We start from the raw sequence: 21,526 nt of genomic DNA, 5'->3' as shown, positions 1-21,526 counted from the left end.
GATGTCGCTCGAACTTCTTGTTCCCTGTGAGTCGGCTGTGCCAAGGTGAGCGTCCTCGCGCCGAGGCAATGATCACGCCCGCTTTTTCTTGTCCGCTATTGCGTGCCGGTTGACCCAAAAGGTCTTTAGTCGGCCGTATGCGGGCAGTCCCGTGGCTCGTTGATCCGTTTTCCCGCCTTGGCGAGTTCCAGGTATGCACCAATCAGACGCCCGCTTTCTTGGATGGGCGCCTTTTCCCGTGTGCCGTCCTTCGACTTGGAAGGAAATGGTTCTGTGCAACCCGCCCACCCCCCACGCCCGACCCACCCCCCTCGCCCCGGTGTGAGCCCCGGAGAATCCGACATGGACCTCGCGGCCCGACTGCGAGGACGGCCGGAGAGTGAGGCGGACCGGCCCGTCGCCCTGCTGCTCGCGCGGCACTGGCAGTCGGCGTCCGACTACTCGGCCATCTGCCTTGCCACGCGCGCGAGTTCGGCCTCGATGGTCGCCACGGCAGCCTTCCACCAGGTGCTCGGGGACATGGCGCGTGGCGAGCCGGGCGGGGCCCTGCGTCCGTATCTCCTGGTGACCGTCCGGGAGACGGTCAGAGGATGGTCCGTCGACGACCGCATATCCGCCTTCATGCCCGAACTCCGCAAGCCGACCGGTGGTCGCGGCATGCGGGCGGCGACCTCCGTGACCCTCGAAAAGCGGCAACTCGCCGCGCGCTCCTTCTGGGCTCTGCCGGCAGTCGCCCAGTGCCTGCTGTGGCACACCGCGGTCGAGGCCGAGCACATATCCATACCCGCCGGTTTGTCGGGCCTGAGTGCCGATCTCGCGGCCGACTCCCTCGATCAGACGCGTGAACAATTCCGGGCGGGCATCGTGCGCGCTCACCGGGAACTCGCGCCGACCGAGGAATGCCCCCGCTACAACCGACTCCTCGACGTCACGATGCGCCGCGGCAGCGCCTTGCTGTCCGATGTCCAGCAGCATCTGTCGGGCTGCCGCCACTGCCGTGACACGGCCGATCAACTCTCCGACTTCGAGAGCGAGTTGGGTATTCTCCTCGCCGAAGCTGTCCTCGGCTGGGGCGCCCGCCGCTATCTGGAGTCGAGGCCGGGGCGCGCGGCCTTCGCGAGGGGCGGGGCAGCGGCCACCGGACGTGGAGGAAGGCGCTCGGGCGGCGGCGGGCGCCATCGCCCCTCCCCGCGCACCCCCCTGCCGGGCGGCGGCCCGCCGGGGCAGGCACGCACGTACTCCAGGGCGCTGCGCACCGGAGCGGCCCTCGGGGCCGCCGCGCTGCTCGCGGCGGTGCTCATCGCCACTCTCTCGTCGGGTGACGGCGGCAGCGGCGGGTCCGTGTCCCCGACCGGCATGGCGGGAAGCCATGACGACCGACCGAGCGCGGATCCCGATGAGCCGCCCGTCGGCTCCTCCGCCCCCACCTCCGCGGGATACCCCGACAGCTCCGACCAGGGCAGGCTCCGCAATGTGGCGGCGGACCTGTGCCTCGACGTCCGGGGCCGGAAGCTGAAGCCGGGTGTCCGGACGAAGCTGGCCGAGTGTTCGGCCGAGGCGAGTCAGCAGTGGTCGTACGACGACAACGGTCTGCTGAGCAGTGTTCCCCGGCCCGACCTCTGCCTCGACTCGCACGCGGACGACGGCGTGATCGCCCTGGGCAGGTGTGCGGCACCCTCGGCGGCGCGTGGTGACGAGGTGCGCTACGACCTGACCGTGCTGGGGGAGTTGCTGCCCCGGTGGCACGAACGGCTGGCGGTCGCGCCCTCCTCCTTGCGCAAGGGCGCCGATGTCGTGGTCAAGGTCCGTGACGGGGCCGCGAAGCAGCGATGGACGCTCGGCTCCTCGACGGCCGCCCCGGACACCCGGTCGATCGACGGTGGGGCCGGCCCCTCCGCGAAGAGCGGCCCTGACGCGCTGCGGCGGTACGGCGACGACTGCACCGAATCGCCGCCCTGCGAGCCGTCCTCGCCCGGAGAGCGGAAGTCCGGTCCCAAGGGCGGCGACGGGACGAAGGGCAAGGGGCGGCAGCCTTCGCCGGACTCGCCCCGGCGCGGCGAAGTCGAAAGGCGGTATGCCGAGGTCGGTTGCTGTGACGGACCCGAGCGGTTCGGTCCGAAGAACGGTCCGAAGAACGGCCCGCAGGCCGGTCCGAAGGGGCCTGGTGACCGCCTCCGTTCTCCCGCAGTACGAGGGGGAGGACGTGACGGGGTCGGGGGTGGAGCCTCCTCGCGTGAGGGGCCGACGGGGCGTGAGGCGCCTGCCGCCGAGCGGGGCCGTGGTTACGACCGCGATCGCTACCGGGATGGAGGGCCGTCGTCGGTGCGGCGAGTCGAGGAGGCGGCACCCGCCTCGCGGGAATGAGGAACGGCTCGACGTTCCGGGGTAGCACGTGTGCGTACGTGAGGCTCCGGTTGGGCCAGGAAAAGGGGAGGTGTTCGCAGCGACAGGCGCGAGACGCTGGGGCCGTGCTGATCATGGATGCTGTGCTGGAGACCTACCAGGCCAAGGAGTTCACTCTGTGGCCCGTCGCCGACTTCCCCCCAGACGGTCTCCTGAGCCTGTCCGGCCCCCTGACACCACGTCAGGTCGGTACGGCGATGGCGGTCCTGACCGACTACAACAAGGGGCAGCGCAAGCGCGGACAGCGCTGCGCCGAGGACCCTGCGGAGCAAATGCGCGCTCTGGTGGCGGCCGAGACCGTCGCCGCTCCCGGCGGCCTGAGGGTCCGGGACACCGCCACCGGAGTCACGGCATCGCCCGGATGCTGCTTCGGGCTGGAGAACTGGCGGGACTGGCTCGACCTGACGAAGGGCGAAGAGCCGTGGCTGGGCCACGATCCCACACCACGAACCGAGCACGTCGGAACGAGCATCCGGCTGTGGCCCGATGAGAACCGCCGGACGGGGCCCCACATCGACATCCCCCGGGCAGAGCTGCCGGAACTCCTGGAATCCGTTCGGGACAACCTCGTCGGCTTCCTGGGTTCCGTGGACCGGTGGACCGCCGCCCTCGTTCCACCGCTGCCCCCTGCCCTGCCCACGGCCCTGATGGCGCAGCTCGACGCGGGCCTGGCCGTATCCGCACCGCTGCTGCACGGGCAGAACTGAGGCGCCGGTGCTCCCTCGACTGTCAGTGCTTGCTGTCATCGTGTGGGCCATGAGCGAGTCGCAGGCAGGTGGGTCACCCCTGGCCGGCGCCGTACAACGCGCTGCCCGTCTCCCGGGCGAGCTGCGCGGCCCACCGGACGGTGTCCTCGCGGTCCGCCATGCCCGCGACCCCTATGACGGATGCGAGTACTCCACCGACGCGGATGTGGGCGGAGTACTCGGTGCGGACATCACCCTCGTACCTGATTTTGTGGATGACCAGGTATGCCTCGTCGCCCAGCTCCTCCAGCGGCTCCACGGCGTACTCCTCCTGGGCCGACCCCGCCTCCATGTCGGAGGAGAAGGACGGACAGTGCCGCATGATGTCCTGTTCGACCCGCATGTGGTCGCGGGCCGAGGCCACGGGCAGCGACACGAGGCGCTGTACGGCCACCGCCTCCCCCTCGTTGCCGATCACGCGCAGGGTGTGGGCCACTGCCTCCGCGCCGCGGTAGGTGGCCGGGCCCAGCCAGGCCGGGTCCTCGTCCCCGCCGAGGCAGAACTGCCAACGCTGCCTCCGCTGTTCGTGGGTGCTCTCGAACGGCATCGCGTGCTCGTCGCCGCGCTGCAGACGACGGCCGAAGGTGGAGTCGGGCAGCAGCACCTTCTCCAACTCCTTCCCGCTGAAGACCTGTTGAGGGTGCGTGACGGTGTCACGGCCGGGCGCGGTCGCCGGCCCGGTGGGCGCGACGACCTCAGGAGCGGGGCTCTCCCGCGTACGAGAGGGCGAAGGGCGCGGGGACGCCGCCGCGGACGCGGACGCCTCGCCCTCTCCCGCCCGGCTCGCCTCGTTGCCGCAGCCCGCCAGGCCCGTGACCATCACCAAGGCCGCCGCCAGCGCAGGAGCCACTCGTCGTCCGTCCATCGTTCCCCCCAAGCCAACTGATCATCGGCCGCGTCAACCTAGCCGACGGCGACGGCGAGGACCAGGGGTTTCCACTGGTCAGGCGCGCGTGACCAGCCGTGCACGGCGGGCGGCCCGCTTCCCTCGTAGGGTGAGTCCCGCACGTGACGGAAGGGAGGCCGAGGTGGCCGAGACGACGGTGGCCGAGGTGATGGCCGAGCTGGCCGGGCTCGAGGACCCGAAGGCACGCCAGGTCAACGAGAGACACGGCGACGATCACGGTGTGAACCTCGGCAAGCTGCGCGCGATCGCGAAGCGGCTGAAGACGCAGCAGGACCTCGCGCGCGGGCTCTGGGAGACGGACGACACCGCGGCGAGACTGCTGGCGCTCCTGATCTGCCGCCCGAAGGCGTTCGAGCGCGACGAGCTGGACGCCATGTTGCGCCAGGCGCGCGCACCCAAGGTGCACGACTGGCTCGTGAACTACGTGGTGAAGAAGAACCCGCATGCCGAGGAGCTGCGCGTCGCCTGGTCCGCCGATGCGGATCCGGTGGTCGCGAGCGCCGGCTGGGCGCTGACCACCGAGAGGGTGGCGAAGAAGCCCGATGGCCTCGATCTGCCGGGGCTGCTCGACGTCATCGAGGCGCAGATGAAGGACGCCCCGGATCGCCTCCAGTGGGCGATGAACCACTGCCTGGCGCAGATCGGGATCGAGCACCCCGAGCACCGCGCCCGTGCCATCGGCATCGGTGAGCGCCTGGGGGTGCTCAAGGACTATCCGACCTCCCCGGGGTGCACGTCTCCGTTCGCGCCCACCTGGATCTCGGAGATGGTGCGCCGCCGGCACGACAAGGCGGGGGCCTGACCGAAGGCCCGGGATACGTAGCCGTCGAGGAGTTCCCCGAAGGACCGGGCTGAACCGATGTCCGGGGCCTCAATCACGACTTCCTCCGCGAGGCTCGCGAGGAAGTCCACGTCGGCCCAGCCGCCCCGGAACACAACCACCAAGAGCTCAGAGTCTCCGGGACCGGTGACGTGGACGCCGACGGAATCCGGGTCCTCCACCTGTGCACGGCTCTGTTCCAGCTGCTGCGGCCAAGCCGCGGCACCGTCCCGCCAGGTGAGCGGCCCGACCACGAGGCCGGTGGCCGTCCACTGAGGCCGACGGCTGCTGATCTGGGCGGCTGCCTGGTCGAGATCGACGAGATGTTCCACCGGCAGATCGTCGGTCACGCCACACGGTCACGTCCACCAACTTCTGCTCGGCGGACCGGGGAGAGGGGGAGGGGGAGGGGGAGGCGAGCTTCATCCGGGGATGGAGAGGGTGTTGGCGGCAGGGGGCCCGGTGATGGTTAATGGCAGGGTGCAGGGGTGGGGGATGCCTGCTGCTGCCGTGCGTGCCGGTGCGAAGGGCGGGAGTTGCCTGTGAGTGCTGAATCGTCGGGGTTACCTGAATCGTTGGGGTCACCTGAGTCGTCGGGGTCACCTGCGTCATCAGGGGCGCAGGGCTCCACCGGTGGCGTGCCAGCCGGCTCCGGCCGGCGCTTCGTCGATCGTTGCGTGGTGGTGAGCGGGGGAGCCCAGGGGATCGGCGGGGCCACGGCCCGGCGGCTTGCCGCCGAGGGGGCCGGCGTGGTGATCGCCGATGTGGACGTCGAGGAGGGCGAGCGCACCGCGCAGGCCATCCGCAAGGACGGCGGGCGTGCGGTGTTCGAGGCGTGTGATGTGGCCGAGGAAGAATCGTGGGCGCGGGCGGTGGCGGTCGCCCGCGCCCACTTCGGCCCGGTGGCCGGTCTGGTCAGCAACGCGTACACGGTGCGCGGCGGTGCGGCCGACGCCATCGAAGTGTCCGACTGGAACCTGCAGTTGTCGGTCATGCTGACCGGCACGTTCCTCGGGGTACGGGCCTGCTTGGACGACCTGCGGGCCACCCGGGGCGCGGTGGTCTTCGTCTCGTCCGTGCACGCCGTCATGGGTCTGCCCGGACGCCCCGCCTACGCGGCGGCGAAGGCGGGCCTGACCGGTCTGGCGCGCCAGCTCGCGGTGGAGTACGCGCCTGCCGTACGGGTCAACGCCGTCCTGCCGGGGCCCATCCTGACCCGCGCCTGGGACACGATCGGCGCTGACGACCGGGCCCGCAGCATCGAGCAGACTCCCGCGGGCCGCCTGGGCCGGCCGGACGAGGTCGCGGCGAGCGCGGCGTTCCTGCTGAGCGACGAGGCTTCCTTCGTCACCGGGGCCAGCCTCGTGGTGGACGGCGGATGGAGCGTGTTCAAGACGTCCGCCTGAGCCGATCCCGCTGCTTGCCCGCTTGCCCGCTTGCCTGTCTGCCCCGCCCCGCCCCCGCCATCTGCCTTGCCGTACAAGGAGGTTGACCCGATGAAGATCACCCGTGTCGAGACGTTCTCCGTGCCGCCCCGCTGGCTGCTGTGCCGTGTGGAGACCGACGAGGGAGTGGTCGGCTGGGGCGAGCCGGTGGTCGAGGGGCGCGCGGCCACGGTCCGCGCGGCCGTGGGCGAGCTCGCCGAACTCCTCGTCGGCAAGGACCCGTCGGGCATCGAGGACCATTGGCAGGTGATGACGAAGGGGTCCTTCTACCGGGGCGGCCCCGTCCTCTCCAGCGCGGTGGCCGGCCTCGACCAGGCGCTGTGGGACATCGCGGGCAAGCGCCTCGGCGTGCCGGTGCACGTGCTGCTCGGCGGCCCGGTCCGCGAGCGGGTCCGCGCCTACAGCTGGGTGGGCGGTGACAGCCCCGCCCACATCACCGAGCAGGTGACGGCCCAGGTGGAGGCGGGCTTCACCGCGGTCAAGATGAACGCGAGCGGTCGCATGAACCGCCTCGCCACTGTCGCCGACGTCGACGCGATCGTCACCCGTGCCGCCGCGGCCCGCGAAGTCCTGGGCCCCGAGCGGGACTTCGCGCTCGACTTCCACGGCCGTTTCCACGCCGCGAACGCCCGCCGGTTGCTGCCGCACCTGGCGCCGCTCGCCCCCATGTTCGTCGAGGAACCGATCCTGCCGGAGTACGACCACCTGCTGCCCGCCCTGGTCGCCTCCTCGCCCGTGCCGATCGCCACCGGGGAGCGCCTGTACTCGCGGCAGGACGTGCTGCCGGTCCTCCAGGCCGGCGTCGCGGTCCTCCAGCCCGACCTGTCGCACGCGGGCGGCATCTCCGAGGTCCGCCGCATCGCCTCGCTGGCCGAGACCTTCGACACCCTCATCGCCCCGCACTGCCCGCTGGGCCCCGTCGCGCTGGCCGCCAGCCTGCAGATCGCCGTCAGCGTGCCCAACTTCCTCATCCAGGAACAGTCGATCGGCATCCACTACAACACCGGCGCCGACGTCCTGTCCTACCTCGCCGACACCGAGGTCTTCCGCTTCCACCAGGGTCATCTGCTGCGCCCGACCGGACCGGGGCTCGGCATCGAGATCGACGAGAAGGCGGTACGCGCGGCCGACGACAGCCAGGCGGACTGGCACAACCCGGTGTGGCGGCACGAGGACGGTTCGTTCGCCGAGTGGTGAGCGCGGCCGGGGAAGAGGGCTGCGGGAAGAGGGCTGCGGGACGAGGGCGGCGGTGGCACCGGCCGCGTCGCGGCGGGCGAGCCGGTAGCTTGGGGGCGTGGACCCGGTTCCGTACGAGGACGACCGCCTGCGCGGGTGGGAGGTCGCCTGCCCGCGCCACCCGTCGCCGTTCACCGGCGTGGAGATGGCCGGATTCCGCGACAGGGCGGCGACCGGACTGGACACGCGGGTCATTCCGCAGCCGCTCGTGACGGTCGTGATCGAGCTCGGTGACGACGCCCTGGCCGTCGACAACACCGGCGGCAGCCGGGAGTTGAGGAGCCTTGCCGCCGGCCTCTCGCCCGGCGAGACCCGTATCCGCGGGGAGCGTGTGGACTGCGTCGAGGTACGCATGTCGCCGGTGAGCGCCTACTCGCTGCTGGGCGTGTCCCTCTCCGATCTGAACGGCCTCGTGGTCGGCCTGGACGAGCTCTGGCGCCATGAGCCCCGACTGCGCGAGCAGTTGAGCGGCATCAGCGAGTGGGAGGGCCGCTTCGCGCTGGTGGACGAGTTCCTGGCGCGGCGCCACGCCTCGGCGCGGTCGATGGACCCGGAGGTCGTCGCCAGCTGGGAGCACATCGTCGCCCGCCGGGGCCAGGTGCGGGTCGACGAGCTGGCGGTGTCGTGCGGGTGGAGTCGCAAGCGGCTGTGGTCGAGGTTCACCGCCCAGGTCGGCCTGACGCCCAAGCGGGCCGCGATGCTCGTGCGCTTCGACCGCGCCGTCCGAGGCCTGTCGGCGGGCCGGGGCGCCGCCGAGGTCGCCGTGGCATGCGGGTACGTCGACCAGTCCCACCTGCATCGCGACGTGTTGGCCTTCGCCGGCTGCACGCCGGGCGCGCTGGGGCAGCCGTCGCAGCCGGAACATTCGTCCAAGACGTGAGGTGCCGCGGCCGGTGAGGGTGGGCCCATGCCCAGCCATCACCCCGCGGGGACCGCCAGGAGCAGGCCGCCGTTCGACGGATCGCCGAACGCACCGGCCCTGGTGCTGATCCACGGATACGCCGCCCCGACGGCTTGGTGGAACCCGCTGGTTCTGCTCCTGGCCACGACGCGCGGCGTCCTCGCCGCGGAACCGCTCCTGGCGTTCACAGGGGCAGGGCGCGCTCGTTCACCACGTGCTTCATGACGAGGGTGGAGCTCAGGCGCTGGACGCCGGGCAGCGTGGCGAGCTTGTCGTCGTAGAGCCGCTGGAAGGCGGGCAGGTCCTTGCTGACGATGCGTACGAGATAGTCCGGATCCCCGAAGAGGCGCTCGGCCTGCTGGATCTCGGGAATCTCGGTGAGGGCCTGCTCGAAGGCGGCGACGGTGTCACGGTCCTCCTGGCGCATGGTGACGAAGACCAGCGCCTCGAAGCTCAGGCCCACGGCGCGCGCGTCCAGGATCGCGCGGTAGCCGCGGATGGCTCCGCCGCGTTCGAGTTCGCGCAGTCGGCGGTGGCAGGGCGAGAGGCTCAGCCGCACGCGGGCCGCCAGCTCCGTGACCGTCAGACGGCCGTCGTTCTGGAGCTCGGCAAGAATCTTCCGGTCCACATCATCCATGGGGAAGATCCTGCCACTGAAGCTGCCCCGGCTGGCAATACTTGGAAACACCTTTGGGCATATCGGAACTAATCTCCTACTCAGAACCAGTTTGAGAGGGAGAAGTACGTCGTGGCAGTCAGCTCCATCACCGCCTTCTGGGCGGTCTCAGTCCTGCTCATCCTCGTACCGGGGGCGGACTGGGCCTATGCGATCAACGCCGGGCTCCGCGACCGGTCCGTGGTGCCGGCCGTCGGTGGCCTGCTGCTCGGCTATGTCGCGCTGACCGCCGTGGTCGCCGCCGGAGTGGCGGCGGTCGTGGCGAGCACGCCCTCCGTCCTCACCGCCCTGACCGTCCTCGGCGCCCTCTACCTGGTGTGGCTCGGCGCCACGACGCTGGCCCGGCCCGCCGTCGCCGGGACCGCGTCGCAGGACACGGGGAGCGAGGCGGTGCGGTCCCGGATACTCAAGGGAGTGGGTATCAGCGGCCTCAACCCCAAGGCGCTCCTGCTCTTCCTGGCCCTGCTGCCGCAGTTCACCGCCCCGCACGGCAGCTGGCCGCTCGCGGCCCAGATCGGCACGCTCGGCATGGTCCACACGCTCAGCTGCGCCGCGATCTACCTGTGCGTGGGCGTCCTGTCCCGCACCATCCTGCGGGCACGCCCCAAGGCCGCGCGCATGGTCACCCGCATCTCGGGCGCCGCCATGATCGTGATCGGCGTCCTGCTGCTCGCGGAGCGCCTCGCGGCCTGAGGCGGGTGCCTCACGCGGCGTCGGGCCGGCCGCTCCACTCGTGCGCGAGCAGGGACCAGATCTCCATGTCGTGTCGGACGCCCTTGTAGAGGGACTGCTCGCGCAACGTGCCGTCCAGACGCATGCCCATCCGCTGGGCGACGGCGCGGCTGCGTGAGTTCCCGGCGCTGTTCCACCACTCGATGCGGTGCATGCCGCGCTCGCCGAACGCGTACGCGATCAAGTGCCGGACCGAGGCGCTGATCAGGCCGTGCCCCTCACCCGCCGGCTCGGCCCAGACGCCGATCTCGCAGGTGCCGGCCTCCGCGTCGAACCGCACGAACATGACCCCGCCGATCAAGGTGCCGTCCCGCCAGATCCCGTAGATCCGTCCGGAGTCGGATGCCTGCTTGTCCGCGTAGCTCTGGAGGGTGGCGCGGGCGGATGCCAGATCGGTGGAGCGGGAGGCCCACGGAATCCAGGGGTCGGTGTTGGAGCGGGCCCGGTCGATGTGGGCCAGGAACTCGGCGTCCTGCCAGGGCTCCAGCGTGCGGAGCTCGGCATTCTCGGTCAGCGGTATGGCATACATGGCTGGTCCTATGCGGTTGTCCGGCTGGGCGTGCGCGGTGTCGGGCCCGGCGCACCCAGGTACGTAACGAACGTTGGGTATGTACTCTAGCGGTCATGACGCCGCCAGCCCGTACCGACCATGACGCCCGCCGGACCGAGGTCTCCCAGGCGGTGTGGCGGGTCCTGGCCGCGCACGGCTTCGGCGGTCTCACCCTGCGCGCGGTCGCCGCGGAGATGGGCGCCACCACCGGCCTGTTGACGCACTACTTCCCCAGCAAGCGAGCCCTGCTGCGGCACGCCCTGGAGGTGCTAGACCGGCGCTCGGCCGAGCGCCCGCGCCCGGCGGCGGAGCGGGCCGGGGCGGCGTCGGGCCTGGTGATGCTGCGGGCCACGCTGCTGGACATCCTCCCGCTGGACGCCGAGAGCGCGGCGAGCAACCGGATCTGGGTGGCTTCCTGGGACGTGGCGCTCGCCGACCCGGAGCTGTCCCAGGAGCACGCCGAGCGCTACCGCCGCGCGCGCGAGCGGATGGCCGGACACGTCGCGGAAGCCCAGCGCCGGGGCGAACTGCCGCTCGCCCCGCGGCCCGAGGACACCGCCGCGGCGGCGCAGAGCTTCGTACTGGGCCTGGTCGTCCAGGCGCTGTTCGCACCCGGGGAGTTTCCTGCCGAGCGGCAGGTCGCGCTGGTGGACGAGTACTTGGCGCGGATGGGCGACGGGAGTGACGGGTGCGACGGGACCGCAGCGGGGGAATGAGCCGCTGGTCGACCACCCGCCGGGTCACGGCCTGCTTGCGACCCGGCAGGTCGTAGTCGCCCGCGCCACCCCCCTTCCCCTGCTGTTTGCCTCGCCAGGTATCTTGCATCGCATGGAACCAGGTGATTCGACCAAGCAGGCCCGGGCAGCCGCCGAACTGCGCAAGGGCGTCCTGGAGTACTGCGTACTCGCCCTGATGCGGGACCGCCCCCGCTACGGCGTGGAACTCCTCCAGGCCCTGGAGGACTCCGGTGCCCTGGCCACCAGCCAGGGCACGGTCTACCCGCTGCTCTCCCGGCTCCGCCGCGACGACCTGGTCACCACCACCTGGCAGGAGTCCGCCTCCGGCCCACCCCGTCGCTACTACGCGCTCACCGACAGCGGCCGCGCCGCACTCGACGAGTTCACCCGCGTCTGGCCCGGCTTCCGCAACGCCGTCGACGCCTTCCTGACCACCCCGCATCCCCCCACCGGAGACCTCGCATGAAGACCTCTGCCGATCCCGTACGCGACTATCTCTGCGCCGTCGAGCGCGAGGCCTCCGCGCTCCCCGCCGACCGGCGCCAGGAACTCCTCGCCGATCTCGCCGAACACATCGAGGTGACGCGCGCCGAACGTCCCGATGCGGTGATCGGTGAGGTTCTGGCGGAGCTGGGGGACCCTCGGACGATAGCGGCGACGGCGCTGGCCGAGGCGGGGAACGGAACCGCCTGGGCCGCCGGGGCCCCGGCCCGCGGCGGTGCCGGTGCGCCCGCCCGGCGCGGCAAGGTGCACCCCCTGGCCCCGCTCCTGATGCTCACCCTCCCGTTCCTCCTGGCGGCGGTCCTTCCCGACGTCCCCGCCGCACAGCTCTGCAGCACCCTGTTCCGCGTCGCCGGCGCGGTGCTGCTCTGCACCTCGGTGCACTGGACCTCGGTGCAGAAGACCACCGGCGTGCTGCTCACCGCCGTCCTGCCGACGGTCGCCATCAGCATCTGGATTTCGTCCGACGGCGCCCCGTCGGGAGACGGCCCGGCTCTCTTCGCCAACCTGGTGACGTTCGCCCTGCTGGCCGGCACGACAGCGTGGCTGTGGCGGGTCCGCCGCGCCTGAGGCGGGGCCTGGGCCGCGATGTCGGTGCGCCATGACACGCTGACGGTGCCCGGCGGTGCCCATCACCTCGAAGCCGATGCTGCCGCCGGGCAACTCCTGCTCGTCATCGCGCCCATCGACGAACCACAGGACGTCGGCCAGGCCTCGGCCAGGGCGCGGGAGAGAGCCCGCCCGCCGTCAAAGCCAGTCGTGCTCACGCGCGTAGCGCGCCGCGTCGTGGCGGGTCCGGGTCTGGGTCTTCTGCATGGCGTTCGAGAGGTAGTTGCGTACGGTGCCCTGGGCCAGGTGGAGGCGGGTGGCGATCTCGGCGACGGAGTAGCCGTCGCCGGTCACGCGCAGGACGTCGATCTCCCGGTCGGTCAGCGGGCAGTCGTCGACGACGGCGAGCGCGGAGACGTCCGGGTCGATCCAACGCCTGCCCTCGTGCAGCGTGTTGATGACCGACGTGATGTGCGCGGGCTCCGCCGACTTGCTGACGAAGCCCTGGACGCCGAGTTTCAGGGCCTTGCGGAGCACACCGGGCCGGGCATGGCGGGTCAGCATGAGGATCACCTGGTCCGGCCGCGCACGGCGGATCTCCGCGACGGCATCGAGGCCGTCCATGCCGGGCATCTCCAGGTCGATGACCAGTACGTCGGGCCGGTGTCGAAGTGTGGCCCGGACAGCCGATGCGCCGTCCTGCGCTTCGGCGAGCACGGTGATCTCACCTTCGAGAGGCAGCAGCGCCGCCAGCGCCTTGCGGAGGAGGGCCTCGTCGTCGGCGAGCACCACGGTGGTCATCGGTCGTCCTTCGGCGCGGGGGAGGGCGGTGTGGTCGGGGGAGGAGAGGCGAACACCGCAGCCGTGCGAAAGCGCCCGTCCTGCTGCTCCACCGTCAGCTCGCCTCCGCTGTCGCCCACGCGTTCCTTGAGGGTGGCGAGGCCGCCGAGGACGGGCAGGGGAGCCTTTGGCGCGCCGTCGTTGACGATGGTGATGCCCGATTCCGAGAGAGTGATCCGCACCCGGGTGGCCTGCGCGTGGCGCAGGATGTTGGTCGTCGTCTCGCGGAGGACCTGACCGAGGAGCCCGTTGACGCTCTCGTCGACGTCGGCCTCGCGGTTGACGCGTACATGGATGCCCGCGGCTTCGAAGAGGTTCTTCGCGTTCTCCAGCTCCACGGACAGATTGAGCCGCCGCTGTGCGTAGGCGAGTTCCTTGGTCCGGGCGATGGTGTCGCCGACCAGGGCGTGCACCTCCCGCAGTTCCTCCGCCACGCGCTCGATGTCGCTGCGCAGCAGCTTCTCGGCCAGCGTGATCTTCAGTTTCACCACGTGCAGCGTATGGCCCTGGATGTCGTGCAGATCGCCGGCGAAGCGGATGCGTTCGCGGATGACGGCCAGCTCCGCCTCACGTTCCCGTGACTGCTCGATGACCTTGTAGAAGCGCTGGTTGAAGAACATGAGGCCGGTCGCCGCCACGGTGATGCCCGTGGGCAGGAGGACGTAGAGGACCAGCACACGGGCAGCGTCGTCCGGCGACTCCAGGAGCCTCGTCGCGCCTACGGCGGCGATGAACGAGGCCAGTGCCAAGGTGGCCGCCCCGCGGTGGCGCGGCAGCTGCGAGATGAAGTAGGGGCCCACGATCGTGATGCCGTAGCACGCCGTGTGGCTGTCGGTCACCAGCACGCCGACCGTCCACACGGCAGCGGTGACGATCAGGCAGGGGAGTACGAGGCGGGAGGTGTCGCCCGTCGTCCACCGCTCGACGACCACCAGGCCCGCCACCACCCCCAGGGTCAGGAGGGCGGCCTCCCACCAGCTCCGGGCATCGACCGCCACAAGGACCGCGCCCACGACGGCGAGCGGCGGGAGGAACGCGGTGAGGTTGACGTTGCGCAGCCGCCCCTGCGTCGTGCGGGCGTACTCGGGCATCGTGTGGGCCGTTCGTGGGGTCGGTCTCACCGGTCGTCACCAGGGTAGGGGCCGGGGTCGGGATGGAAAGTCTGTGCCTCAGTATTCTTCCGGCTCCGCGGGCGTCACCAGTGACACCACGTCATGCCTTCACCCCGAGGAATGTCATGGCGCGGTGATGACACCACGCCCCTGCCGGACGGGCGTGGCGGCGGCTGAAATCGATGCATGACCTCGACACCCGTCATCGACGTTGACCGTCTCAACCTCAGCTACGGCGACTTCCACGCCGTGAAGGACCTGTCCTTCCAGGTGGAGAAGGGGGAGCTCTACGCGCTGCTCGGCACGAACGGGGCCGGCAAGACCTCGACCCTGGAGACCATCGAAGGCCACCGTACGGCCACCTCGGGCACCGTGCGGGTCTTCGGGCAGAGCCCGCGCGACCGGCGCGCCGTGCGGCCCCGGATGGGCATCATGCTGCAGGAGAGCGGATTCTCCCCGGACCTGACCGTGCGGGAGTCGGTCCGCCTGATCGGGAACCTCTCCCGGCGCAGGGACCGGGTCGAGCGCGTGCTGGGCGTCGTCGACCTCACGCACAAGGCCGGAACCCAGGTCTCCCAGCTCTCCGGCGGTGAGAAGCGGCGTCTGGACTTCGCCACCGCCGTCTACGGCAGCCCCGAACTGGTCTTTCTGGACGAGCCGACCACCGGCCTGGACATCCGGTCCCGGGACGCCCTGTGGGACGCCGTCGACAAACTGCGCGAAGACGGCTCCACCATCGTGCTCACCACGCACTACCTGGAAGAGGCCCAGCAGCGCGCCGACCGCGTCGGGCTCATGCATCAGGGCGCCTTCCATCAGGAAGGAACCGTCGCCGAGCTGACGCGGACCCTGCCGGCCGCCATCCGCTTCTTCCTGCCCACGCCCGCGCCGGCGCTGCCGCTGCGGGCCACGCGCGAGAGCGACGGGAAGGTCCTCATCGAGACCTTTGGCCTGCAGAAGGACCTCCACACCCTGCTCGGCTGGGCACACGACAACGCGGTGGAACTGCGGGAGCTCGAAGCCGGACCGACGCGGCTCGACGACGTCTTCCGCGCCATCGGCAGCGCATAGACCGCGTCCGCTCTCACATCCGTTCCCGCGCACCCAAAGCCAGTCCGCTCCCGGAACTTCCCGAGAAGAGGCCCCACCATGCTCTCCATCGCCCTGAGCGAGCTCACCCAGATCTTCCGGAACCGGCTGGTGCTGCTCAACAGCTTCATCATCCCCGTAGCGGTCTGCGTGTTCTTCGTCTACAAGCACGAGACCTTCGAGGAGTTGCGCAGCCTCGGGTACATCGCGGCGGTGGTGATGTTCACCGTGGCCGCCTTCGGTCTCTACGCCACCACGGTGACCACGCTGGCATCGCGCCGCCAGACCCTCTTCCTCAAGCGGCTGCGCTCCACCCCGGCGGGCGACGCCGGCATCCTCTCCGGGCTCGTTCTCCCGGTCACCGTCCTCGCCCTGGTCCAGGTGACCGCGATCCTCGCGGTGCTGGCGGCGGTGGCCGGCGAGCCGGACAACGTCCTTCTCCTGGTGGCAGCGGTCCTCTCGACAGTGATCATGATGCTCGCCCTGGGACTGGCCACGGCGGGTGTGACGAACTCTCCCGAACACGCCCAGGTGACCACCCTGCCCATCAGCCTCGGCGCCATCGCCGTCGCCAACTGGGTGGCCATCACCGGCACCCAGGAGCTCACCCTGCTCAAGCGGCTGCTCCCCGGCGGCTCGGCCACCGAACTGGTCCTCAACGCCTGGAACGGCGGCGTCCCCGTGGCCGAGTCCCTGCCCCTGCTGCTGCCCACCCTGGCCTGGGTCGTCGTCTCCGCCGCCCTGGCCGCCCGGCTCTTCCGCTGGGAACCGCGCCGGTGACCGTGCGGCGCTCAGGGCCTCCGTCAGCGCCCCGGTGTTCGGGAGCGGTGCGCCGCGACGCCGGTGAGGTACGGCTCGATCTCCGGACGCAGGACGAGTGCGTCGTCGTAGTCGCCGCGGTGTTCGTGGCGGTAGGGCAGTGGCTCGGTGACCGGCAGTGTGCGCAGGCGCTCGCGCAGTTCGGCGGCGCGGGTGCGGTAGCCGGCGGCGTCCAGGCGGTCGGCGCCGTAGACGACGTACGGCGGGAGTGCGTCCATCCCCGTGTACCAGAACGTGCCGTGCAGCACCGGGAACAGCACCTCGTCCAGCTGCCCGTGGATTCCGCGCGGGCCGAAGCCCGACTCCCGTGCGCCGACCGAGGTGATGACCATGGCGCGTTTGCCGGAGAGGCCGCCGTCTCCGTAGCGCAGGGTTCGCCCCGCGTCGTCCTGGAGTCCGAAGGCGAAGCCCTGGACGAGGACCCGGTCGAACCAGCCCTTGAGGATGGCGGGCGGTCCGAACCACCACAGCGGGAACTGGAACACCAGTGTGTCGGCCCAGGCGATCTTCTCCTGCTCGGCCGTGATGTCGTCGGTCAGCTTGCCCGCGCTGTAGGCGTGTTCCTGCTCGGCGCCGACCAGGAGCCGGTCGACCGCTTCGCGGTGGAAGTCGCCGGAGTCCACCACGGGTTTCCAGTCCATGGCGTAGAGATCGGACTCGCGGACCTCGTGCCCGAGGTCGCGCAGTTCCTGTATCCCGTCGTCGCGCAGGGAGCCGTTGAGGGAGTGCGGTTCGGGGTGGGCGAATATCCAAAGAATCTTCATGCCATCGATCCTCCGCCGCTGTTCGGCGGGGGACGAGTGGCCAGATGGCCAGGGAGTGCAAGGATCTGGCCACGGGTGAAGTCCGGGGGTGTTGCGCGCATCGAGTGGTGTCTCACCCTCAGGGGGAGGGTGAGGGTCGAGGCGCCGGGGCCGTGCGCGGTTGCCCGGCGGCGCCGCCCAGGACGGTTTCGCAGTCCTGTCGGGCCGCGGGGCTCAGCAGGGGGCGGAGCCTGGTGAGGAGCCGCAGCAGATCGGCGCCCGACCGGGCTCGGAAGTCGCTGTCGACCCGCGCGATGTCGAGTTCATTGGCCGCGGTGAGTTCGGCGAAGTCCTCCAGTCGGCGGCGGGAGGGTACGAAGGCGCGGCCGGTGAAGCGGTCCCGAAAGCGTGGGGACCGGCCGGTCAGTGTGGGGTAGGAGGCCCGCCGGTCGCAGCTCGCGTAGAAGTACACGAGTGACTCGGCTTCGGGGCCGAGGGCCGCGGTGGCCTGCGCGCGCCGGTCGAGCGGCAGCAGCGCCGGGGCGAAGCCGTCGGTGCCGTACAGCGCGTGGCACAGTCCGGCCAGCCGCAGGGCCGGCCGCGCGTTCCAGTGGGCCAGTTGTCGGTGTACGCGTTCGAGGTGGGCCAGGAGTGTGCCGCCGGGGTGGTCGAGGGTCTCGGCGCCGAGGTCGAGGAGGAGTTGCCGTGCGGCACGGGCGGCGTCGGCGGTGTCGGTGGCATCGGTGGCGTCCAGCATGGACTCGGGTTCCTTTCCGGACGGCGGCTGCCGGTTGCTGATGAACCGGGTCGCGGCGACGGAGGAGGCGGGGTCGGCACCCGGTCACCCCGCGATGCCGTCCGGAACAGCACTGCGGACGTGGCCGGGTTGCCGCCATGGGCCCGCGAAGAGCGTCCCGCCCCCGCCGTATCCAAGTCAATCCTCGGGTTTCCTTGCAGGCACCCAAGCTTCAGCTTCGGTGGCCGACGCAAGCCGCGCACGCAAGGCCCGGCGCGTGCCCCCACGGCCGGTCCGAAGCCCCCTGCGCAGTGGCCTCGCCGGGGCCGAGTCGCCCCCGGAGCAACGCGGCCCGGTCAGGCGTCGGCGCGCGTGCTCTCCCGTACCACCAGCTCGTAGTCCGCGGTGAGCCGCGTGTGCGGGGCCATCGCGCCCGCGTCGATCCTGCGCAGCAGCGCGTCCACGGCCAGTTCCGCGATGCCCCGCTTGTCGGGGGAGACGGTGGTCAGACTCGGCACGCTGTAGCGGGACTCCTCCACGTCGTCGAAGCCGACCACGGCCAGGTCCTGCGGGACCCGCAGCCCGTGCTCGTGCGCCACCCGCAGCGCGCCGGAGGCCAGCAGGTCGTTGAAGCAGAAGACGGCGTCCGGTGGATCTCCCAGCGCCAGGAGCGCGCGCATCGCGCTGGCCCCCTCGGCGCGGGTGAACGCCCGGGTGTCCGGGGCCAGTTGGGGGTCGTGCGGGACGCGCGCCGCGTGCAGTGCGGTCAGATAGCCGTGCATGCGCTGGACCGTCGTGGCGTGGGCGGGGCCCGAGGGCTGTCCGATGACGGCGATGCGGCGTCGGCCCAGGGACAGCAGATGGTCGGTGGCCTCGCGCGCCGCCGCCGAGTTGTCGATCAGGACGTGGTCGGCGGGGATCTCGTACGACTGCTCGCCCAGGAGCACGAGCGGTACGCGGCGTTCGCGGGCGGCCAGGACCTGTTCGTCCAGGCGCAGCGGGCTGAGCAGGACGCCGTCGATGAGCGGGTCGCTGAGCCCGCAGGCGATGCGCAGTTCCTCGTCCGCGCTGCCTCCGGTGTCCTCGATGAGCACGGTGCAGCCGCGCTTCTTCGCGGCCGCGATGACCTGCGCGGCCAGTTCGGCGAAGTACGGCGCGACGAGTTCGGGGACGGCGAGCGCGATGATGCCGCTGCGTCCGGTGCGCAAGTGGCGTGCCGAGGCGTTGGGTTGATAGTCGAGTTCCGCGATGGCGCGCAGGACGCGTTCGCGTGTCCGGTCGGCGACCTTGGTCTCGCCGCGGACGACGTTCGACACTGTCTTGATCGATACCCCGGCGCGCTCCGCGACGTCCTTCAGGCGGGTGCCTGCCACGGTGTTCTCCCTCCCCCGACAGCAGCAGCGTACGTCATGGTCCAACGTTGTAACCGGTGAGGACGGCAAGGATGCACCAGATCCATGAGCAGGTACGTGAACAGGTAATGCATGCCTAGGTGTTGACGCCGTATTGCCACCTGAGTACAACGTTGTAAACACAGCGGGCGGCCACGAGACGCGGTTGCCGTTGCTGCATATTCCAACGTTGCACTGCGTATTGCTCGTCTGCCGTGGAAGGACGCATGCCCATGCGGGACCGCATACCGACCCCGTCGCCGCCCGCCCCGTCCCGCCGCCGTGTGCTGCGCACAGGGCTCGCGCTCGGAGCCTCCGGCGCCACCGCGCTCACCGCCGGAGGCTGCGGCAGCACCCTGGCGCAGGGCTTCACCGGCGGCGCGCCCTCGCCGTCGCGGCTGAACTTCTGGAACCCCTTCACCGGCGGTGACGGCGAGCGGATGCTGGCGATGCAGGACGCCTACCGGACCGCGCACCGCTCGACCGAACTGAAATCGGCGACGTTCCTGTGGGGCAACCCGTATTACACGAAGCTCACCCTTGCCACGCTCGGCGACCGGCCCCCGCAGGTCGCCGTGATCCACCTGTCGAAGCTGCCCACGCTCGCCCAGGCCGGTCTGCTCACCGAACTGCACACCGAGGACCTGGCCCGGCACGGTCTGACCGAGGACAAGTTCGACGCACGGCCGTGGCGCACGTCCCAGGTCGGCGGGCAGCCGCACGCCGTGCCGCTCGACACCCACCCCTTCGTCCTCTACTTCCGCACGGACATCGCCGAGAAGGCCGGACTGCTCGACGGGCAGGGCCAGTTGGTGGACGTGGACGGGCCCGACGCCTTCATCGACGCGCTGCGCGCGGCGAAGGAGGTGACCGGCGCCTGGGGCGGTTCGGTCGCCTCGGTGAAGGAGGCCTCCATGCAGTTCCGGCTGTTCTGGTCGCTCTACCGGCAGGTCGGCGGCGGAGACCTGGTCGCCGACCAGGGCAAGCGGGTGGTCATCGACACCGCCGCCGCGGCCGAGGCGCTCGCGTACGTCCGCCGCCTCAGCCAGGAGAAGGTGATCCCGGCCAACACCGACGGGAAGGCCGCCATCACGCTGCTGACCACGGGCAAGGCCGGGTTCCTGATGGACGGCGTCTGGCAGGCCCTCGCGGTCCAGTCCGCGAAGGTGAAGTTCGACATGCGCCCGCTGCCGCGCATCTTCAAGGACGCGCCCTACGCCTGCGCCGCCGACTCGCACGCCCTGGTGCTGCCGAAGGCCCCCACCGAGTCGGCCCAACGCCTCGATCTCTCCCTGGGGTTCATCGCCTCGATGCTGCACTCCAGCAAGCTGTGGGCGGAGGGCGGGCACGTGCCGGCATGGCTGCCGACCCAGCGTTCACGCGCGTACGAGGAACTGGTGCCGCAGTCGCACTACGCCGCGGCCGCCGACGGCGCGGTCTACGACCCGGCCGCCTGGTACGGCGGCGCGGGCAGCACCCTGCAGAACGTGGTGGGCGACGCGGTGACCTCCGTGTTCACCGGTGACACCAGCCCCACGGCGGGCGCCGCGCGCCTGCGCCGCGACCTGCGAACCCTGGCGGCGCGCCCCGCTCCCGTATGACCGGGCCCGCCCCCGACCGCCGCTCGACGCCCCTTGCTCCACCCTCCCCCGGATCCCGTACGCCTTGACCGAAAGGCCGAACCGTGGCCACGACGACCGCCCCCTCCCCGACGTCCAGCAGAGGCGACCGCTGGGCAGGACCGGGGATGCTGCTGCCCTTCGCCCTCTTCTACCTGGTGTTCCTGGTGGGTCCGCTCATCTACACCGTGATCGCCGGGTTCTTCGAGACGAGCCTGCTCAAGAGCGGCCTCGGTGACTTCGCGGGCCTGTCGAACTACACGGCGGTGCTGAGCGACGCGGAGTTCTGGCGGACCCTGCGCAACACGCTGTGGTTCACGGCCTTGACGACCGTGCCGCTGGTGCTGCTCAGCCTGGTCCTCGCGGTGCTCGCCGACCGGTTCGTGCGCGGCCGCTGGTTCTTCCGGTTCGCGTTCTTCGCGCCGTTCGTGCTGCCCTCCGCGGTCATCTCGCTGCTCTTCATGTTCATCTACGCCGATCAACTGGGCCTGGCCCAGGAGGCGGTGAAGTGGGTGGGCGTGGACACCCCGCCGTCCTGGCTCGGTGACCCGGACTGGGCGATGCTCTCCATCGCGGCGGCCACCGTGTGGTGGACCATCGGCTTCAACTTCGTGCTCTACCTGGCCGGCCTGCAGGACGTGCCGCGCGAGGTCCACGAGGCGGCCGCCATCGACGGGGCAGGACCCTGGCAGCGCATCCGGCACGTGGTCGTGCCGATGCTGGGCCGCACGACGACGCTGGTGACGGTGTTGCAGGTCATCGCCTCGCTGAAGGTTTTCGACCAGATCTACATGATGACCGGCGGCGGCCCCGACGGCAGCACCCGCTCCTCGCTCCAGCTCATCTACGACACCGGGTTCGTCGAGGGCCGCGTGGGCTACGCCTCGACCGTGTCGCTGCTGCTGTTCGTGGTGATCCTGTTCGTCTCCCTCGTCTGGTTCGCTCTCGTACGCCGTGCCGAGAAGGAGAACTGA

Annotated in this window: 24 protein-coding genes; 14 read left to right on the top strand and 10 right to left on the bottom strand. The window is 70.9% G+C overall.

The window, feature by feature from the left end:
- The first annotated feature begins 342 nt into the window (after positions 1 to 342).
- Together ACIGXX_RS25190 and ACIGXX_RS25185 are read left to right on the top strand one after the other, a co-directional pair.
- Entirely contained in the window at positions 343 to 2,364 is a 2,022-nt protein-coding gene (locus ACIGXX_RS25190; RefSeq protein WP_399978933.1) for an RICIN domain-containing protein, read from the top strand.
- Between the two features lie 113 nt (positions 2,365 to 2,477).
- The gene (locus ACIGXX_RS25185) at positions 2,478 to 3,110 is read left to right on the top strand and encodes a hypothetical protein (RefSeq protein WP_399978991.1); all 633 of its coding nucleotides are present in this window, start codon (positions 2,478 to 2,480) and stop codon (positions 3,108 to 3,110) included.
- 73 nt (positions 3,111 to 3,183) lie between these two features.
- Here ACIGXX_RS25185 and ACIGXX_RS25180 read toward each other — a convergent pair whose 3' ends face one another.
- The gene (locus ACIGXX_RS25180; protein ID WP_361474399.1) at positions 3,184 to 4,014 is read right to left on the bottom strand and encodes a hypothetical protein; all 831 of its coding nucleotides are present in this window, start codon (positions 4,012 to 4,014) and stop codon (positions 3,184 to 3,186) included.
- 190 nt (positions 4,015 to 4,204) lie between these two features.
- Between ACIGXX_RS25180 and ACIGXX_RS25175 the strand changes: the two genes are divergently transcribed.
- Complete coding sequence (locus ACIGXX_RS25175) at positions 4,205 to 4,858, top strand: DNA alkylation repair protein (RefSeq protein ID WP_351166254.1); 654 nt, start codon at positions 4,205 to 4,207, stop codon at positions 4,856 to 4,858.
- Here ACIGXX_RS25175 and ACIGXX_RS25170 read toward each other — a convergent pair.
- On the bottom strand, positions 4,768 to 5,226 hold the full coding sequence (locus ACIGXX_RS25170) for a hypothetical protein (RefSeq protein ID WP_383821743.1): 459 nt from the start codon (positions 5,224 to 5,226) through the stop codon (positions 4,768 to 4,770). The genes ACIGXX_RS25175 and ACIGXX_RS25170 overlap by 91 nt on opposite strands.
- Before the next feature lie 327 nt (positions 5,227 to 5,553).
- On the opposite strand from ACIGXX_RS25170, the gene ACIGXX_RS25165 reads away from it, so the two are divergent.
- The 3 genes from ACIGXX_RS25165 (at position 5,554) to ACIGXX_RS25155 (ending at position 8,437) form a co-directional block, all read left to right on the top strand.
- On the top strand, positions 5,554 to 6,282 hold the full coding sequence (locus ACIGXX_RS25165) for an SDR family NAD(P)-dependent oxidoreductase (RefSeq protein WP_366462898.1): 729 nt from the start codon (positions 5,554 to 5,556) through the stop codon (positions 6,280 to 6,282).
- 90 nt (positions 6,283 to 6,372) lie between these two features.
- The gene (gene dgoD / locus ACIGXX_RS25160) at positions 6,373 to 7,518 is read left to right on the top strand and encodes a galactonate dehydratase (RefSeq protein ID WP_399978929.1); all 1,146 of its coding nucleotides are present in this window, start codon (positions 6,373 to 6,375) and stop codon (positions 7,516 to 7,518) included.
- A gap of 97 nt (positions 7,519 to 7,615) precedes the next feature.
- Positions 7,616 to 8,437, top strand: coding sequence for a helix-turn-helix domain-containing protein (locus ACIGXX_RS25155; protein ID WP_399978926.1), 822 nt, complete (start codon positions 7,616 to 7,618; stop codon positions 8,435 to 8,437).
- 38 nt (positions 8,438 to 8,475) lie between these two features.
- Here ACIGXX_RS25155 and ACIGXX_RS25150 read toward each other — a convergent pair whose 3' ends face one another.
- Positions 8,476 to 8,604 (bottom strand): hypothetical protein, encoded by a 129-nt coding sequence (locus ACIGXX_RS25150; protein WP_361466052.1) that lies wholly within the window; start codon positions 8,602 to 8,604, stop codon positions 8,476 to 8,478.
- A 38-nt stretch (positions 8,605 to 8,642) separates the two neighbouring features.
- Positions 8,643 to 9,095 carry an Lrp/AsnC family transcriptional regulator gene (locus ACIGXX_RS25145; RefSeq protein WP_351165816.1) on the bottom strand — a complete coding sequence of 151 codons (453 nt, stop codon included), beginning with the start codon at positions 9,093 to 9,095 and terminating at the stop codon, positions 8,643 to 8,645.
- Between the two features lie 111 nt (positions 9,096 to 9,206).
- Between ACIGXX_RS25145 and ACIGXX_RS25140 the strand changes: the two genes are divergently transcribed.
- Positions 9,207 to 9,827, top strand: coding sequence for a LysE family translocator (locus ACIGXX_RS25140; RefSeq protein WP_351165818.1), 621 nt, complete (start codon positions 9,207 to 9,209; stop codon positions 9,825 to 9,827).
- A 10-nt stretch (positions 9,828 to 9,837) separates the two neighbouring features.
- Here ACIGXX_RS25140 and ACIGXX_RS25135 read toward each other — a convergent pair whose 3' ends face one another.
- Entirely contained in the window at positions 9,838 to 10,395 is a 558-nt protein-coding gene (locus ACIGXX_RS25135; protein WP_399978921.1) for a GNAT family N-acetyltransferase, read from the bottom strand.
- 95 nt (positions 10,396 to 10,490) lie between these two features.
- Between ACIGXX_RS25135 and ACIGXX_RS25130 the strand changes: the two genes are divergently transcribed.
- The 3 genes from ACIGXX_RS25130 (at position 10,491) to ACIGXX_RS25120 (ending at position 12,224) form a co-directional block, all read left to right on the top strand.
- A complete protein-coding gene (locus tag ACIGXX_RS25130; protein ID WP_351165822.1) occupies positions 10,491 to 11,132 on the top strand; it encodes a TetR/AcrR family transcriptional regulator in 642 nt (213 codons plus the stop codon).
- 112 nt (positions 11,133 to 11,244) lie between these two features.
- Positions 11,245 to 11,619, top strand: coding sequence for a PadR family transcriptional regulator (locus ACIGXX_RS25125; protein ID WP_399978918.1), 375 nt, complete (start codon positions 11,245 to 11,247; stop codon positions 11,617 to 11,619).
- Positions 11,616 to 12,224 carry an HAAS signaling domain-containing protein gene (locus tag ACIGXX_RS25120; RefSeq protein WP_366462859.1) on the top strand — a complete coding sequence of 203 codons (609 nt, stop codon included), beginning with the start codon at positions 11,616 to 11,618 and terminating at the stop codon, positions 12,222 to 12,224. Before ACIGXX_RS25125 ends, ACIGXX_RS25120 begins: the two co-directional genes overlap by 4 nt.
- Before the next feature lie 177 nt (positions 12,225 to 12,401).
- On the opposite strand, the gene ACIGXX_RS25115 is transcribed toward ACIGXX_RS25120, so the two are convergent.
- Positions 12,402 to 13,004 (bottom strand): response regulator transcription factor, encoded by a 603-nt coding sequence (locus ACIGXX_RS25115; RefSeq protein ID WP_351165829.1) that lies wholly within the window; start codon positions 13,002 to 13,004, stop codon positions 12,402 to 12,404.
- Positions 13,001 to 14,134: a histidine kinase gene (locus tag ACIGXX_RS25110; RefSeq protein WP_351165830.1), complete on the bottom strand. Its 1,134-nt coding sequence runs from the start codon at positions 14,132 to 14,134 to the stop codon at positions 13,001 to 13,003. Before ACIGXX_RS25110 ends, ACIGXX_RS25115 begins: the two co-directional genes overlap by 4 nt.
- A 207-nt stretch (positions 14,135 to 14,341) precedes the next feature.
- Here ACIGXX_RS25110 and ACIGXX_RS25105 point away from each other — a divergent pair, with 207 nt between their 5' ends.
- A complete protein-coding gene (locus ACIGXX_RS25105) occupies positions 14,342 to 15,226 on the top strand; it encodes an ABC transporter ATP-binding protein (protein ID WP_361466036.1) in 885 nt (294 codons plus the stop codon).
- A gap of 78 nt (positions 15,227 to 15,304) precedes the next feature.
- The gene (locus ACIGXX_RS25100; protein ID WP_351165834.1) at positions 15,305 to 16,024 is read left to right on the top strand and encodes an ABC transporter permease; all 720 of its coding nucleotides are present in this window, start codon (positions 15,305 to 15,307) and stop codon (positions 16,022 to 16,024) included.
- A 23-nt stretch (positions 16,025 to 16,047) separates the two neighbouring features.
- On the opposite strand, the gene ACIGXX_RS25095 is transcribed toward ACIGXX_RS25100, so the two are convergent.
- From ACIGXX_RS25095 to ACIGXX_RS25085, 3 genes are all read right to left on the bottom strand, one after another.
- Positions 16,048 to 16,827 (bottom strand): NAD(P)H-dependent oxidoreductase, encoded by a 780-nt coding sequence (locus tag ACIGXX_RS25095; RefSeq protein ID WP_361466033.1) that lies wholly within the window; start codon positions 16,825 to 16,827, stop codon positions 16,048 to 16,050.
- A 118-nt stretch (positions 16,828 to 16,945) separates the two neighbouring features.
- Complete coding sequence (locus ACIGXX_RS25090; RefSeq protein WP_361466030.1) at positions 16,946 to 17,563, bottom strand: DUF6817 domain-containing protein; 618 nt, start codon at positions 17,561 to 17,563, stop codon at positions 16,946 to 16,948.
- A gap of 335 nt (positions 17,564 to 17,898) precedes the next feature.
- Positions 17,899 to 18,915, bottom strand: coding sequence for a LacI family DNA-binding transcriptional regulator (locus ACIGXX_RS25085; protein WP_399978909.1), 1,017 nt, complete (start codon positions 18,913 to 18,915; stop codon positions 17,899 to 17,901).
- A gap of 251 nt (positions 18,916 to 19,166) precedes the next feature.
- Between ACIGXX_RS25085 and ACIGXX_RS25080 the strand changes: the two genes are divergently transcribed.
- Positions 19,167 to 20,534 (top strand): extracellular solute-binding protein, encoded by a 1,368-nt coding sequence (locus ACIGXX_RS25080; RefSeq protein WP_351165843.1) that lies wholly within the window; start codon positions 19,167 to 19,169, stop codon positions 20,532 to 20,534.
- Between the two features lie 83 nt (positions 20,535 to 20,617).
- Complete coding sequence (locus tag ACIGXX_RS25075) at positions 20,618 to 21,526, top strand: sugar ABC transporter permease (RefSeq protein WP_351165845.1); 909 nt, start codon at positions 20,618 to 20,620, stop codon at positions 21,524 to 21,526.

The sequence above is a fragment of the Streptomyces sp. NPDC055243 genome, assembly GCF_044544025.1.
Classification (GTDB): domain Bacteria; phylum Actinomycetota; class Actinomycetes; order Streptomycetales; family Streptomycetaceae; genus Streptomyces.
The sequence above is the reverse complement of the archived record's forward strand: the minus strand, read 5'-3'. Positions and strand labels throughout refer to the sequence as shown.

Excerpts from the sequence above, each read along its gene's own strand:
- ACIGXX_RS25130 (WP_351165822.1), top strand. The coding sequence starts at position 10,491 with ATGACGCCGCCAGCCCGTACCGACCATGACGCCCGCCGGACCGAGGTC.
- ACIGXX_RS25175 (WP_351166254.1), top strand. The coding sequence starts at position 4,205 with ATGGCCGAGCTGGCCGGGCTCGAGGACCCGAAGGCACGCCAGGTCAAC.
- ACIGXX_RS25135 (WP_399978921.1), bottom strand. The coding sequence starts at position 10,395 with ATGTATGCCATACCGCTGACCGAGAATGCCGAGCTCCGCACGCTGGAG.
- ACIGXX_RS25190 (WP_399978933.1), top strand. The coding sequence starts at position 343 with ATGGACCTCGCGGCCCGACTGCGAGGACGGCCGGAGAGTGAGGCGGAC.
- ACIGXX_RS25105 (WP_361466036.1), top strand. The coding sequence starts at position 14,342 with ATGACCTCGACACCCGTCATCGACGTTGACCGTCTCAACCTCAGCTAC.
- ACIGXX_RS25180 (WP_361474399.1), bottom strand. The coding sequence starts at position 4,014 with ATGGACGGACGACGAGTGGCTCCTGCGCTGGCGGCGGCCTTGGTGATG.
- ACIGXX_RS25100 (WP_351165834.1), top strand. The coding sequence starts at position 15,305 with ATGCTCTCCATCGCCCTGAGCGAGCTCACCCAGATCTTCCGGAACCGG.
- ACIGXX_RS25080 (WP_351165843.1), top strand. The coding sequence starts at position 19,167 with ATGCGGGACCGCATACCGACCCCGTCGCCGCCCGCCCCGTCCCGCCGC.
- dgoD (WP_399978929.1), top strand. The coding sequence starts at position 6,373 with ATGAAGATCACCCGTGTCGAGACGTTCTCCGTGCCGCCCCGCTGGCTG.
- ACIGXX_RS25090 (WP_361466030.1), bottom strand. The coding sequence starts at position 17,563 with ATGCTGGACGCCACCGATGCCACCGACACCGCCGACGCCGCCCGTGCC.
- ACIGXX_RS25110 (WP_351165830.1), bottom strand. The coding sequence starts at position 14,134 with ATGCCCGAGTACGCCCGCACGACGCAGGGGCGGCTGCGCAACGTCAAC.
- ACIGXX_RS25095 (WP_361466033.1), bottom strand. The coding sequence starts at position 16,827 with ATGAAGATTCTTTGGATATTCGCCCACCCCGAACCGCACTCCCTCAAC.
- ACIGXX_RS25115 (WP_351165829.1), bottom strand. The coding sequence starts at position 13,004 with ATGACCACCGTGGTGCTCGCCGACGACGAGGCCCTCCTCCGCAAGGCG.
- ACIGXX_RS25120 (WP_366462859.1), top strand. The coding sequence starts at position 11,616 with ATGAAGACCTCTGCCGATCCCGTACGCGACTATCTCTGCGCCGTCGAG.
- ACIGXX_RS25185 (WP_399978991.1), top strand. The coding sequence starts at position 2,478 with ATGGATGCTGTGCTGGAGACCTACCAGGCCAAGGAGTTCACTCTGTGG.
- ACIGXX_RS25145 (WP_351165816.1), bottom strand. The coding sequence starts at position 9,095 with ATGGATGATGTGGACCGGAAGATTCTTGCCGAGCTCCAGAACGACGGC.
- ACIGXX_RS25125 (WP_399978918.1), top strand. The coding sequence starts at position 11,245 with ATGGAACCAGGTGATTCGACCAAGCAGGCCCGGGCAGCCGCCGAACTG.